Here is a 13,322-nt window from a genome sequence, read left to right on the forward strand (position 1 = left end):
CCAACAATTTTATAATTTCGTCTTTGATGATTTGTTTCATCCTTAAAGGCTGGTTTGATGCGTGGTAGCTCAAAGTTCAGCCTTTTTGTTTTCAGAAACAAAATCTTCGGGTAGAGTATAAAATTAATTAGATAAGACATAAATTTAGGTTATTAAAAAATAATGTAATTATTAAAATAGAATATTTACTTTTTTGACTTTTAAATAAATTACCGAAATATAGAAGTACCTCTACAACGTAATAATTTAGATTTTAAAGATTTCCTAACAAGGCTTAAATCAGCAACTCATTATTAACAATTCTCAAGATAATGAGTTAGAAAGCTCAACTGATAAATCCATCATTTGCTTATTTTGTTTAAAAAACTAAGGAAATCTAAAAGCTAATATTCTTTTAAACCTTAGTTTTTTACCATCTTGTGAGGCAGGCGACCATTCTGGAGACGCATATAGGGCATTTATCAAAAAACTTTCTAAACTCTTATCAGCATTATTATTTGGCAAAATTTGTACAGTTGAAATACATCCATTTTTTTCGATAATAACAGAACATAGTATCATCACATCTTTGCTAATAGAGCCTACAAAATGTTTAAATACATGTTGTTTGACATATCTATTCAGAGAATCCATCCCTCCATGAAAAACAGCAGGATATTGACTAGCCATATACACTAGCGTATCTGGATTTACGTCTTTTAAAGACTCCATAAATAATTTTGTATCAATAAATCTGATAGTGTCTTTTTTTTGTGATAGAACATTATTTGAAAATAATAACGTAATAAAACAGATGTTAAAAAGTGTAAATGTATTTTCATTTTTCAGTTTATAATCATGCGTTTTGTACGCTAGTTGGTGCTAGTTTATCTATAATATAAGCTTTAGTAACTTATCAATTAATAGGTCAATAAAATTATTATGCTACCAATATTCAAATCATTAAAGATAAACCTAAAGGGAGGGTGCCTTCTAACCCTAAAAAGGTATTTTCAGATGTATTATTTAGGTTTGCTCAATAAATGTTAAAGGTTGAAAGTGCTTACTCAGTGTTTCTGTTTATGATTAGAAACACTGAGTTTTTTATGAGCATTGTCTTGTTTTTTGTTCCTAAGTTTTTATATCAGTTACTGATTATTAACAATCTTCAAGATAATGAGTAATAGGACTAAGCTTATTAACTCGTTATGCTATTCTGTTGATTTGTTCTTGCTACTTGTCAAGTTGTAGATAATATCCGAGAGGGCAAAAAAACTAAATAAAAGTAGCTATCAAAACATTAATTATGTAGAAAACCCTAATAGTTTTCTACATAATTAATCACTTTCCAAGCAGACTTTTCGATGAATTTTACGATGAGATTTTTTTCTTTTGGAGGAACTGTATAAATACCAAAAGCTGGAATAATACTTTTCAAATCATTAAAATGATTTTTGATTAACGCTGTTCTGTATTCTTTAATAATTTGCTTCAAAGCCTTCTGGTTTCTATTTTTAGGCAATTTGAAATGCTTAGAAATTAATGTTGGTTTATCTGGATTATAACCGCTAAAATGAAAGAAAACCAATGGAGTATTTTGGTTCACGAAGTACTTCCCATCAACGAAACTTAATTCACGTTCTTGTAAATTCCAATAAGCAATATTGAGCGAAGGATTATAATCTACCAATACTTTTTCATAAAAGACAGGTACGAAGTTCAAACAAAGTTGGTCGGCTCCCATGCCTTTGCAATAGTTGAGATAACCGTATTTGTTTAAATGGGTTTGCCACCAATCTAAGAACTTTAAAGAATTTTCAGTACGCTTGAAAGCTATGAATCCTGCATTATACAAACCTGCATTCAAATACTGTTTTTCGTTCCAACGTTCAGAAAGAGGAATGGCTTTCGTGATATGTGGTGTTAAAATAATATCATGTTCGTCAAGATTTTTTTCTATACCAACAAGCGAATCATATAGATAAATATCTGTATCCAGATAAATCAACTTTTCTAAAGTAGGATACTTCTCTAGCAAATAAAAGGCAAAAATAGGTTTGAAAGCACAAGCAAGCTCAATGATACTAAACTTTTGGCTATATTCTTCTAAAGTAGGAAAGTTGATACTTTCTACAGGAAGTATTTTATATGGAATTGGGAAATTAACCTCAGGCATTTTATCGGTAAGACAAATGATTAGTTCATAATCTGGATTTGTCTTTTTGATAGAATCACCTAGCGAAAAAGCTTGATATAAATAACTAGCAGTACAAACGGTATATATTAATTTCATAAAAGAATTTTTCTTTACTCCAATACATCTCCAAAAGCAGCAATATAAGGTGCTTTCCAAGAAGCTTCTTGATCTTTATAACGATGATAAGCACCAGCAAATAATAATTTCATCACAGGGAAAAGCCTAGCTAGATGAAAAGTCGAAAGTTGAGCCCTAGTTTCATAAAAAGCAATAATTGCATCAATTTTTTTGAAATTATTGTTGATGATTGGATTACTGATTGGTTTTAAATAGGTTGATAATATGGTTTTTAAATAAATATATTCATCTCTTTTTTGAAGGAAAGGGGCAATTTTCTCAGCTCTTGGACGAGCAAAACGTTCTTTTAATGTCAATACCTTTCCACCTTCAATAGCTCTTGTTCCTACTTGTTGTGCTTCATGCTGACGATAGGAAATTAAAGGTTTTTCAATCAAAGAAATACTATTTAGCATACAAGCAATTAAAGTAAGCCAACCATCATGAAGCATTGGCGGACGAAAAGCTGGAAAAGGTTGTGCAAAAGAAAGTAGTTCTTTTCTAAAAGCTAACATACAACCAGCTACTCTGTTGCCATGAAGTGTAATGTCTAAAGCATTATCTTGTTTCCAAGCCTCAATTTGTGGGGTATCAAGACGCACTTTTTGCCAAAAGCGTTGTCCTAAATCTTTTCCATGACTATCAATCAATGTTGCATCAGAGAAAACGGCAAGTTTTGTGGGATTTTCTTCAAAAAAGTTGTGAATAGTCGATAATTTGTCAGGATGCCAAATATCATCTTGGTCGCATGGAGTAATGATATCGCTAGTACAAAGAGAAATTGCTTTTTCGAAATTTTTAGCAACTTTCAGCGGGTAAGGGTTGCTAATGAAAGTGATGTTCAATATACTTTTAAATTCATTTACAATACTTTCTGTATCATCAGTAGAGCAATCGTCCGTGATAATAATTTCATTCGGCAGAAGCTTTTGATTGGCAATACTTTGGAGTTGTTCTCTTAAAAATTTAGATCCATTGTATGTACACAGAGCGATAGAAATGGTTTTCAAGTTGTATGAAATTAGTCGGTAAATGCTGTATATGAGTGAGTTTTGATAATGCTGAGTAAACCTTGGTCGCTGTTTTAAATAGTACCCAAACACTTTTATCCTGCTTAATTGAAAAACTTATTGAATTCTCAATTCATCATTCACAACTCATCATTCTGTGACACCAGTGGGAATCGAACCCGCATCAAACGTTTAGGAAACGTCTATTCTATCCGTTGAACTATGGCGTCTTTGTTGAGTTTCCAAGAAATAAATCCTTGGAAACTCATTTATTACAAATTTCTTTAAAAACTCTTTAATAATCAAGGTAAGCGATTAATATTCGCTTTTTACTCTTCTTCCTCTTCAAGTTCTTCGGTTGGATAATGTACTTCATTCAACCAATTTGGGAAAATAAGAATATGTTTTTCCTTAACAGCCTTTACAATGGTATCTCTGAGTTCTTCGATATTTTCTTTTTGTTCAGCAGAAATGAAAACCGTTTGAGGCTGAGGATTATTCATATAAGAATTCTTCAAGAAAGCCGTTACTTTTTCAATTCTACTTTGCTGATTTTCGGGTTCATTACCAGAACCAATTTCCCAGTCATTAATAACGATTTCTTCTGAAGAGAATAAATCAATTTTATTGAATACCAGAATTGTTGGCTTGTCGGCAGCACCAATTTCTGTAAGCGTCGAGTTTACCACTTCGATATGCTCTTCATAATTCGGATGCGAAATATCAACAACGTGTAATAAAATATCAGCTTCACGCACTTCATCTAAAGTAGATTTGAAAGATTCAATCAACATCGTTGGTAATTTTCTGATGAAACCTACCGTATCTGAAAGTAAGAAAGGAATCGTATCAAAAGTTACTTTTCGTACTGTAGCATCAACTGTTGCGAAGAGTTTGTTTTCTGCAAATACTTCTGCTTTAGCTAATCTACGCATCAAGGTTGACTTCCCAACGTTTGTATAACCAACTAAGGAAACACGCACCATTCTATCACGGTTTTTACGTTGAGTAAAAGCTTGTTTATCTATTTGCTTGAGTTTTTCTTTTAATAAAGAAATTCTATCGTTGGCAATACGACGGTCAGTTTCTAATTCTTTTTCACCTGGTCCACGCATACCCACACCACCACGTTGTTTAGAAAGGTGAGTCCACATTCTAGTTAATCTTGGCAAAATATATTGTTGCTGTGCCAATTCAACTTGTGTTTTTGCTTGAACGGTTTTAGCACGCATCGCAAAAATATTCAGAATCAGTAAACTACGATCAAGAATCTTTACTTCATGTTGGAACTTCGCAAATTCAGTTTCAATATTTCTAATTTGAATCGGCGAAAGATCATCATCAAAAATTACCATGTCAACATCATTATCAACCACATAGGCGATGATGTCTTGCATTTTACCTTTTCCAACGTAAGTACGAGTATCAGGTTTTTCTAGTTTTTGAGTGAAAGTATATAGCGTATTGATTTGTGAAGTATCAGCCAAGAAAGCTAATTCATCTAAATATTCTTTGGTTTGTTCTGCTGTTTGCTTTTGTGTTTGTACAGCCACTAATACGGCTGTCTCTTTTACTTCTTCTGTAGTATGCATAATATCTTGATAATCAATATTGGAATGTTATTCAGAAGTCTAAATAAATTCAGACTTTTTCAGGAATATTAAAGAACATCAGATTGGTTCATTCCTCTTTTACAGATTCATCTGTTGGGAAGAGTAAATATTCATGAGCAATGTTGCGAGCTTTATCTTAAATTGACATTGTTTTATAAGATGTTTATCTTGTTTGCTTTGTTAGGATTTCAAAGGCTAAGATTAATCTGATTGAGTATTTTAAAGATACGCAATTGATTTTATCTTCCAGAAATTAAAACATTTAAACAGGAAATGAATGATTTGAAATTACTGCCCTTTCGGAGGGCAATATCCATGAAGACTGGATTTTGCAGAGCCGAGAGAGGGAATTAGCAGAAAATTTGTCTTAGCTTCATGTTTACTGGATTCTGAAAGAATCGTTTAAAATTAGTCTTGCAAAGGTATCATTATTTTCTGATTTCTATAGCATTAAAAACAAAAAAACCTGTAAGCGTCAGATACACTTACAGGTTTAAAAAAGAATTCAATGAGAATTACTTCATTGAAGCAATTAACTTTTCATTTAACGCTACATAATCCATATTATTGGCTTCTTTTGCTAATTCTATTGATTTTTTTGCAGTTTCAATCGCTACAGCTTTGTTTCCTAGTTTCGCTTGAATTTTTGCTTTTAAATGTACAATCCAAAAAGCTTTAGGAGTTTGTTCAATTGCTTTATCTGCCCATGCTAAAGCTTTATTTAAATCTTTACCTGATTCGAAATAATAACTAGCCGCTTGGAAGTACGGACGGGTATCAACTGTCATGGCTGTTTCAATCGCTTTTGAGATTTTACCATCAATATCAGCCGTTACAGGAATGGCAATTGATGTTTTTTCCCAACTAACTTCAATATCAGCAGACGAAGCAGTAACATTTGCAATTTCGATAGTAAAAGTTTCAACAGATTTCGCTAAAGCATTAGGTTTTACTTTGAATTTAGCTACGTCTTCTTCAGCTTTGTAACCATCAATTCCCCAGTTATTAATGCCTTTGTTGAAGATAACTTCCCATTCGTCTTTGTTAGGAATAGTGTATAAAACATAAGTACCAGCTTTTAATGCTACGCCACCTACTTTTACATCTTCGCCAAAAGTTACTCTTGTTGCGGCATTTGCACCAGTTCTCCAAAGTTTTCCAAAAGGAGCTAAATCTCCGAAAACTACTCTGCCTTTGATGTTCGGTCTTGAATAAACAATTTCGATACTTGATAAAGCAAAATCTTGTTTAATTGTTTGCGTTGGACTTGGTGCTGGGGTTTTAATTCCCTGAGCATTTAATGAAGTATTTAAAGTAAAAATTGCTAGAATTGAAAGAATAAAATTTTTCATGAGAAGAATATTTGTTATGATGTAAGTAAGCTACAAATATAAGTAGAGTTTTTTCAAGAATACTTTAGCTTTTTGTTAAGTACATAAAATTTCGATAAACAGTAAATATTGATAGCTCAATAAAATGCTTTACCGTGGATTGGTATAAAACAAAAGACTCATCCTTTTTGAGAATGAGTCTTTTGAAGAAATATATAATATTATGCTGCTGCCAAAGCTTCTGCACCACCAACGATTTCAAGGATTTCGTTAGTAATGGCTGCCTGACGTGAACGGTTGTATTGTAATTTCAATTCTTTCAATAATTCACCAGCATTATCAGTTGCCTTATCCATTGCTGTCATTCTTGCACCATGCTCAGAAGCATTTGATTCAAGAACTGCTTTGAAAATTTGCAATTTCAATGCTTTAGGAATCAATTCATTGATAATTTCTTCTTCAGAAGGCTCAAAAATATAATCAACAGAAGATGCTTTTACTTTTTCGTCTTTTTTCTCAACGATAGGCATTACTTGTTCTGTCTTTAAGATTTGAGTAGCAACGTTTTTGAATTCGTTATAAACCAATTCAACAACATCGTATTTACCTTCTTCAAAACCTTTCATAGCTGCTTCTGCTGCGATACGAACATTAGCAAAGCTTAATTTTGTAAAAATATCAGCATATTGAGTGTTTACGTTATATCCACGGCGAGTAAGGTATTCACCACCTTTTTTGCCAAGTGCCATAATTTCAACATTTCCAGCCGCTTGTTGTTCAGCATATTTTTCAGCGATTAAGCTTACTGCTGCTTTACCAACATTGGCATTGAAAGCACCACACAAACCACGGTCTGAAGTAACAACAATAACTAATACTTTATTGATATTACGAACGATAGTGTATGGATTTTCTTTTGCACCCTCTGCATTTGCAGAAACGGTAGCAATCATTTCAGTTAATTTTTTTGAATAGGGACGCATCTGAGTAATTGCGTCTGTCGCACGGCGAAGTTTTGCCGCCGACACCATTTTCATGGCTTTGGTAATCTGCTGAGTTGAGTTTACCGATACTATTCGGTTTCTTACTTCTTTTAATGAAGCCATTCTCTTTTCTAATAAATGAATGATAGAATGAATGAATGATAGTGAGTTAATGGAAATAGTAAAATCACTATCATTCTATCATTCAAAATTGAAAATTATTTTTACGCATATTTCGGCGCTACTTCTTTCGATACTTTAGTCAAGACATCTGTCAAAGAATCATCATATTTTCCTGCTTTCAAAGCATCCATCGTTGATTTTTGAGTAGCATTCATTACGTTGATGAAATCTTTTTCGAATTCACGAACTTTACTTACAGCTACAGTATCAAGAAGACCTTTTGTTGAAAGGAAAATCATAGCGATTTGTTCTTCAACACGTTGAGGCGCACCGTTTGGTTGCTTCAACATTTCAAGGTTACGACGACCACGTTCGATAGTCAATTTCGTTGCAGCATCTAAATCTGAACCAAATTTCGCAAATGCTTCCAATTCACGGAATTGCGCTTGGTCAAGCTTTAAAGTACCTGCTACTTTTTTCATCGACTTGATTTGAGCATTACCACCCACACGTGATACCGAAATACCTACGTTGATAGCTGGACGAATACCTGCGTTGAAAAGGTTAGATTCCAAGAAAATCTGTCCATCCGTAATAGAGATTACGTTTGTAGGAATATATGCAGAAACGTCACCCGCTTGTGTTTCGATGATTGGAAGTGCTGTTAATGAACCACCACCTTTTACCAAATGCTTGATAGATTCAGGTAAATCGTTCATGCTACGAGCAATTTCATCAGATGAGTTAATCTTAGCTGCACGCTCTAATAAACGAGAGTGAAGATAGAAAACGTCACCAGGGTATGCTTCACGTCCTGGAGGACGACGAAGTAACAATGAAACTTCACGGTAAGAAACGGCTTGTTTAGATAAGTCATCATAGATAACTAAAGCTGCACGACCAGTATCACGGAAGAATTCACCGATAGCAGCACCAGTAAATGGAGCAAAGAACTGCATTGGAGCTGGGTCAGAAGAACCAGCGGCAACAATTACAGTATAGTCCATCGCACCAGCTTTGCGAAGAGTTTGTTCGATTTGTTTGATAGTAGAAGCTTTCTGACCACAAGCTACATAAATACAGTAAACTGGATTTCCTGCGTCAAAATACTCTTTTTGGTTAATGATAGTGTCGATACAAACAGTTGTTTTACCTGTCTGACGGTCACCGATTACCAATTCACGTTGTCCACGACCTACTGGAATCATTGCATCAATAGCTTTGATACCTGTTTGAAGGGGCTCAGTTACAGGTTGACGGAAGATTACACCCGGAGCTTTACGTTCCAAAGGCATATCGTACAAGTCACCTGTGATTGGTCCATTACCATCAATAGGCTCGCCAAGTGTGTTTACAACACGACCGCAGATACCGTCGCCCACTTTAATAGATGCGATTTCGTCAGTACGTTTTACAGTATCTCCTTCTTTGATTTCAGATGAATCCCCTAATAATACTGCACCTACGTTATCTTCTTCAAGGTTCAGCGCTAGAGCTTTTAAGCCGTTATCAAAAACGAGTAATTCACCCGCCTGTACTTTCGATAGTCCGTAAATACGGGCTACACCATCACCGATTTGTAATACGGTACCTACTTCTTGAAGTTCAGCCTCTGATTTTGCTCCTGAGAGTTGTTCTCTCAAAATGGCTGATACTTCATCTGGTCTGACTGATGCCATTATAATAAGTTTGTTTTGTGATTTTGAATTTGGAATAGTATTTAATCTACTAAGAAAGAATTAGTTAAATGACTATTAGAGATTTATTATTAAAGGCTTACAATATTAATAAATACTCTAGCGTTGTTTACAGATTTCTTTGATTAATAAATTACTTATTTTTCAGGTGCAAAATTAGGGAACAAATTTCACAATTCCATGAAATGCTTAACATTTAGTGCTTAAATGTTATACTTTTTTGGGATTCACTCTTCTTTACTTCTATAAAATCTTACTCTTTTTGTGCTTTTTTCTTAAAAAAATCCTTTTTTCACTCACTAATTGGGTTTGATAATAGCTTTTGTCTATTTTGTAATAATATTTATTGATTTGATTGATATTTTTAATTTTTCTAAGTTTGCAACATCAAAATAAATTATCAGCTTAACAGTATCAATTATAATTCATCATTGTAATTATAGATTGATTGAAATAGCGTTGAAACAAGTCGGGCAGGGTTTGGTTTCGACGCTATTATTTATAAGTTTCATCTTGGTTTTTATACATTTCGTCTTTTTTATAGTATTATATTGATAGGTATTTCGGTAGGTCATGCCACAGATTAGCGTTAAAATGTCGTTCTTTGTAAAAAAGGCTAACACTTTTGAACTCAGACTATTTTTAAACTAAACTATGAAACAATTTTTACGAATACTTTCAATGAAGTGTTTACTTTTTTGTTGCACTTACATAACATTACCTACACAAATTGTTGCTCAAAATGCAGAATTTAAACTGCCTCTTTTAACCGGGAAAATAACAGATTCTAAAACAGGAGAGCCTATCGTCGGAGTAACGATTTCCTTAGATTTCAGGAAATCAGGCATTATTACAGATACAACAGGAAGGTATAATATTTACTTACCGAAGGGTGACTATGTTATTAAGTTTAGCCATGTTGGCTATAAACCTTACCGAACAAAAGTAGCCTTAAAGGGAAATACAACCTTTGACTTAGCACTCGACGATGTGTCAAAAACCTTGGAAGAAGTAATTGTTTCTAGCCAAGCTACTCGAAAAAGCATTCAAACGCCGTCTTTAGGCGTAACACTGTTGAGTATTAAAGGCATCAAAAAATTACCCGCAATGATGGGCGAAGTAGATATAATTCGGTCTTTACAAACCTTGCCGGGGGTGTCGTCTGTTGGTGAGGGTTCAAATGGTATCAATGTACGTGGTGGAAATATCGACCAAAATTTAATTTATATTGATGATGCTCCCATTTTTAATCCAACCCACATGTTTGGTTTATTTTCCGTATTTGCTTCAGATGCTATTCGTGAATTAGAACTTTACAAAGGAAGCATTCCTTCAAGATTTGGCGGTAGAACGGCTTCTATTTTAGATATAAAAATGACTGACCCAAGTTTGGAGAAATTTAAACTTTCGGGCGGAATTGGTTTTGTTTCTAACAGAGCAATGGCTGAGATTCCTATTATTAAAGAGAAACTCTCTGTGGTAGTAGCTGGCAGATTATCATTTAATGATTTTTGGTTTAAATGGATTGGCCCCAATAATATGAGGAATACTCGTGCAAATTTTTATGATTTAGCCACTAAAGTATTTTTCAGACCGAATAAGAACAATACTTTTTCGCTTTCAACTTATGTGAGTAAGGATTTTTATCAAGTAGATTCTTTATTTAGTTTAGAAAATGTGGTAGCCAAACAAACACAGTTTGATTATGGACATTTGAATTTTTCATCAAGATGGAGTCACTACTTTAATACTAAAATGAGTTTGGATGTGGTAGGTGTTTTGAGTAATTATAAAACCAAAACGTATGCACCAGATAGTGTGAACAGAATTGATTTACGAAACAATATAGACTACAAAAGTCTAAAGGTCAATTTTGATTATAATCCAGATGAAAAACACAAAATTAACTTTGGCGTAAGTGGAATTAATTATCAGATTTCGCCAGGAAAGCTAAACGAGAATGTAAGTTCAAGGATTTCGACGGTTCTTTTGCCAAGAGAACAATCGTTAGAATTAGGTTTATTTGTGGATGATGAATACAAAGCCAATGAAAAACTGACCATTCAGGCTGGTATTCGTTATGCTCAATATTTAAGTTTTGGACCTACTACTGTAAGAAAGTATTTGGCTGATGAACCTAGAACGATTTCATCACAAATTGGCGAAGAAACCATTTCAAGCGGAGCTGTTGAAAAAACGTATGGAGGTTTTGAACCTCGTTTAGCTATTAAATACTCTTTGGGCGAAAACAGTACCTTGAAATTAGGTTATAACAGAATGCAACAATTTATTCAGTTATTATCGAATAATACTACACCTTTACCGACGGCTCGTTGGAAAACTGCTGATGAATATATCAAACCTCAAGTAAGTGATTTTGCTTCGCTAGGAGTATTCAAAACGTTTAAAGATAATATTTGGGAGTTGTCGGCTGAAACTTATTTTCGCTCTACTCAAAACGTAGTCGATTATATTTCAGGTGCAAACTTGCAGTTAACCAAAGCCATAGAAACACAATTGATTGCTGGAAAAGGAAAAGCTTATGGTTTAGAATTGATGGTAACCAAAAAAAGAGGCGAACTGAGTGGCTGGATGAGCTATACTTATGCTCGTTCTTTACAACAAGTAAGAGGTGATTTTCCTGAACTTCAACAAATTTCAGATGGGAATTGGTATGCTTCAAATTATGATAAACCGCATAGTTTGAACATCATGATGAATATTCAGCCAACGAACCACCACAGTTTTTCATTTACGTTTGCTTATAATACTGGTCGCCCGTTTTCGTCTCCTTCAGGATTTTTTCAGTTAGACAACAAAAAATATCCAGTGTATGAAGCTCGTAATAATGATAGAATGGCTGATTATCATCGCTTAGATTTTTCTTGGACGATTACCAATCCAAGCTTAAAAGAAAAGAGATGGGAGGGAAGTTGGACATTTACAGTTTATAATATTTATGGAAGAAAAAATCCTTACTCCGTTTTCTTCAAACCTGTAGGGAATGGTTTAAAGCCTTATGAATTAAGTGTCTTTGCCAATCCATTGATATCATTAACCTACAATTTTAAATTTTTATAAATAAATAAGACTTCCATTCCTTTCCATTAGAAAGGCTGAAAATAGATTTATCATGAAAACTAGATTTCCGATAATAACCTTATTAATATGTGCTTTGGTGATTTCGTGTATTACACCCATCACTGATTTTGAACAAGTTTCAACCAATAGTTTTTTTTCGGTTGAAGCTACTTTATCAGACCAACCAGGTTTGCATAAAGTGAAACTGTATATGTCGTCCAATAGACTTACGGGAGGAAGTTTCCAGCCAATTTTAAAAGCGAAAGTATATTTTACAGACGAAAAAGGCTTAATTGAAAATTTAACTGACCCAAAAGGAACGGGCAATTATCAAACTTCTGAAACATTTGCAGGAAGAGTAGGCGGTACTTACACGTTAACGATTGAAACCAGCGATGGTAAAAAGTATGTTTCTTCGCCCGAAACCATGCGATCAGTACCAGAAATAGAAAACCTAATTACAAAATTTGAAATAATGGATAATTACGTAAAAGGTGATGCCCGTCGTGGGGGCTTTAATATTTATGTAGATTTTCAGGATTCTCCCAATCTCGGAGATAATTATCAATGGTTCTGGAAACATTACCAAAAAGCCTTTATTTGTGAAACATGTACCAATGGATATTATGATTTTGCGAAGAAAACTTGTAGGTTTCCTCCAGAGCCGACTGATGCAACACTGAATTATAAATGCGATAGACCCTGTTGGGATATTACTTTTTCAACGGCACTTAACATTTTTTCTGATTCATATTTAAACGGACAAAGAATAACTGGTAAACAAGTAGCGAGAGTACCTTTTGATGATACAACGCCTTATTATCTTCAATTTGAACAGCGTTCTATTACCAAAAGTGTTTATAATTATTACCAAGGGCTTGTTGCACAGACACAAAATAACGGGACGTTGTTTGATGTACCAGCTGAAACACGTTTTAGCTATAATATTAAATCTGTAACCAATCCTAGCGAAAAAATCCTTGGCGTTTTTGATGTACATTCAGTAAGAAAAAAAGTGTTTTATATCGACCGTTCTGTTGGAATTCCTGAAGGAGAAAGCCCAGTGTATGTGAAGCTTCAAGGAGAAGTATATTCATGTCCAGCAGGTACAAGAGTATGTAATGAGTACGTAGAGTGTTTAGATAATTTAAACAGAACACCTTCCAAACCAGTAGATTGGAAGGATTAAGC

Annotated in this window: 9 protein-coding genes and 1 tRNA gene; 2 read left to right on the forward strand and 8 right to left on the reverse strand. The window is 33.9% G+C overall.

Annotated features, from left to right (window positions below; all coding sequences use genetic code 11):
- Window positions 1-366: 366 nt before the first annotated feature.
- The 8 genes from VB776_RS23430 to atpA form a co-directional block, all read right to left on the reverse strand.
- Window positions 367-711: a hypothetical protein gene (locus tag VB776_RS23430; RefSeq protein ID WP_323699276.1), complete on the reverse strand. Its 345-nt coding sequence runs from the start codon at window positions 709-711 to the stop codon at window positions 367-369.
- A 586-nt stretch (window positions 712-1,297) separates the two neighbouring features.
- Entirely contained in the window at window positions 1,298-2,272 is a 975-nt protein-coding gene (locus tag VB776_RS23435) for a hypothetical protein (protein ID WP_323699277.1), read from the reverse strand.
- A 14-nt stretch (window positions 2,273-2,286) separates the two neighbouring features.
- On the reverse strand, window positions 2,287-3,303 hold the full coding sequence (locus VB776_RS23440; protein WP_323699278.1) for a glycosyltransferase family 2 protein: 1,017 nt from the start codon (window positions 3,301-3,303) through the stop codon (window positions 2,287-2,289).
- Between the two features lie 158 nt (window positions 3,304-3,461).
- Window positions 3,462-3,533, reverse strand: a tRNA-Arg gene (locus tag VB776_RS23445).
- A 99-nt stretch (window positions 3,534-3,632) separates the two neighbouring features.
- On the reverse strand, window positions 3,633-4,895 hold the full coding sequence (gene hflX, locus VB776_RS23450) for a GTPase HflX (RefSeq protein WP_323699279.1): 1,263 nt from the start codon (window positions 4,893-4,895) through the stop codon (window positions 3,633-3,635).
- A gap of 536 nt (window positions 4,896-5,431) precedes the next feature.
- Window positions 5,432-6,268, reverse strand: coding sequence for a DUF2911 domain-containing protein (locus tag VB776_RS23455; RefSeq protein WP_323699280.1), 837 nt, complete (start codon window positions 6,266-6,268; stop codon window positions 5,432-5,434).
- Between the two features lie 200 nt (window positions 6,269-6,468).
- Window positions 6,469-7,353: an ATP synthase F1 subunit gamma gene (atpG, locus tag VB776_RS23460; protein ID WP_323699281.1), complete on the reverse strand. Its 885-nt coding sequence runs from the start codon at window positions 7,351-7,353 to the stop codon at window positions 6,469-6,471.
- A 101-nt stretch (window positions 7,354-7,454) separates the two neighbouring features.
- Window positions 7,455-9,032, reverse strand: a complete 1,578-nt coding sequence (gene atpA, locus VB776_RS23465) for a F0F1 ATP synthase subunit alpha (protein ID WP_323260014.1) — start codon at window positions 9,030-9,032, stop codon at window positions 7,455-7,457.
- A 672-nt stretch (window positions 9,033-9,704) separates the two neighbouring features.
- Between atpA and VB776_RS23470 the strand changes: the two genes are divergently transcribed.
- Both VB776_RS23470 and VB776_RS23475 read left to right on the forward strand, forming a co-directional pair.
- Window positions 9,705-12,131 (forward strand): TonB-dependent receptor, encoded by a 2,427-nt coding sequence (locus tag VB776_RS23470; protein ID WP_323699282.1) that lies wholly within the window; start codon window positions 9,705-9,707, stop codon window positions 12,129-12,131.
- 52 nt (window positions 12,132-12,183) lie between these two features.
- On the forward strand, window positions 12,184-13,320 hold the full coding sequence (locus VB776_RS23475; protein ID WP_323699283.1) for a DUF4249 domain-containing protein: 1,137 nt from the start codon (window positions 12,184-12,186) through the stop codon (window positions 13,318-13,320).
- The last annotated feature ends 2 nt before the right edge of the window (window positions 13,321-13,322 follow it).

The sequence above is a fragment of the Arcicella gelida genome (assembly GCF_034931025.1).
GTDB classification, from domain to species: domain Bacteria; phylum Bacteroidota; class Bacteroidia; order Cytophagales; family Spirosomataceae; genus Arcicella; species Arcicella gelida.

Bases quoted from the DNA above. Each gene is read 5' to 3' on its own strand.
- atpA (WP_323260014.1), bottom strand. From the start codon at position 9,032: ATGGCATCAGTCAGACCAGATGAAGTATCAGCCATTTTGAGAGAACAA.
- VB776_RS23470 (WP_323699282.1), top strand. From the start codon at position 9,705: ATGAAACAATTTTTACGAATACTTTCAATGAAGTGTTTACTTTTTTGT.
- VB776_RS23435 (WP_323699277.1), bottom strand. From the start codon at position 2,272: ATGAAATTAATATATACCGTTTGTACTGCTAGTTATTTATATCAAGCT.
- hflX (WP_323699279.1), bottom strand. From the start codon at position 4,895: ATGCATACTACAGAAGAAGTAAAAGAGACAGCCGTATTAGTGGCTGTA.
- VB776_RS23455 (WP_323699280.1), bottom strand. From the start codon at position 6,268: ATGAAAAATTTTATTCTTTCAATTCTAGCAATTTTTACTTTAAATACT.
- VB776_RS23430 (WP_323699276.1), bottom strand. From the start codon at position 711: ATGGAGTCTTTAAAAGACGTAAATCCAGATACGCTAGTGTATATGGCT.
- VB776_RS23475 (WP_323699283.1), top strand. From the start codon at position 12,184: ATGAAAACTAGATTTCCGATAATAACCTTATTAATATGTGCTTTGGTG.
- atpG (WP_323699281.1), bottom strand. From the start codon at position 7,353: ATGGCTTCATTAAAAGAAGTAAGAAACCGAATAGTATCGGTAAACTCA.